Below are 1,007 nucleotides of genomic sequence, written 5' to 3'. Positions count from 1 at the left end.
AACCTCGCCGATTTTTCCGGCGTATGGGTATTCTGTGAGCAGCGCCAGGGCGAGCTGCAGCCGACCGTACTCGAGCTGATCTCTGAGGCACGCAAGCTGGCAGACGACATGGGCACTGAAGTTTGCGGCCTGCTGCTTGGCGGCAAGGGCGTAGGCGAGAAGATGGCAAAGGAACTGGGCGCTTACGGCGCTGACAAGGTTCTGGTTTGCGAGAGCGACCTGCTCGAGACCTACACCACCGATGCATACGCAAAGGTTCTGTGCGACACCGTTATGGCTAAGAAGCCGGAGATCCTGCTGATCGCCGCTACCAACATTGGCCGTGACCTCGGCCCGCGCTGCGCAGCTCGTCTGCACACCGGTCTGACCGCAGACTGCACCCACCTCGACGTAGACGTAGAGAAGTATGCTGCATTCCTGCAGGATGCTTCCACTCTGCCGCAGGCTCAGATCGATGCTCTGAACCGCGAGGACCGCAACCTGAAGATGACCCGTCCGGCATTCGGCGGTCACCTGATGGCTACCATTATCTGCCCGCGCTTCCGTCCGCAGATGGCTACTGTTCGTCCGGGCGTACTGAAGAAGGGCGAGTACAACGAAGCTAAGGCTAACGCAGTAGTTGTTGAGCCGGTAGCTTTCGAGCTGTCCGAGGCTGACATCAAGACCAAGGTTCTCGAGGTCGTTAAGGAAGCTAAGGAGCTGGTTGACCTGACCGGCGCTGAGGTAGTTGTATCTGTAGGCCGTGGTATCTCCAAGGACGTTGAGACCGGCATCAAGCTGGCTGAAGAGCTGGCTGGCCTGTTCGGCGGCGTTGTTGGTGGTTCCCGTGCTGCTATCGACTCCGGCTGGCTGTCTGCTGACCACCAGGTTGGTCAGACCGGCAAGACCGTACATCCGAAGCTGTACGTTGCTCTGGGCATTTCCGGTGCTATCCAGCATAAGGCTGGTATGCAGGATTCCGAGTGCATCGTAGCAGTTAACAAGTCTGATTCCGCTCCGATCTTCGA

At 58.5% G+C, this 1,007-nt stretch carries 1 protein-coding gene; it reads left to right on the top strand.

Going from position 1 to position 1,007, the window contains the following annotated elements:
* The coding region (gene acrA, locus C7386_RS13240) for an acryloyl-CoA reductase electron transfer subunit beta (RefSeq protein ID WP_318261316.1) at positions 1–1,007 on the top strand (1,007 nt) is incomplete at both ends.

The organism is Agathobaculum butyriciproducens (assembly GCA_003096535.1).
Lineage (GTDB): Bacteria > Bacillota > Clostridia > Oscillospirales > Butyricicoccaceae > Agathobaculum > Agathobaculum butyriciproducens.
Note: the sequence above shows the minus strand (reverse complement) of the source record. Positions and strands in the feature narration are given on the sequence as shown.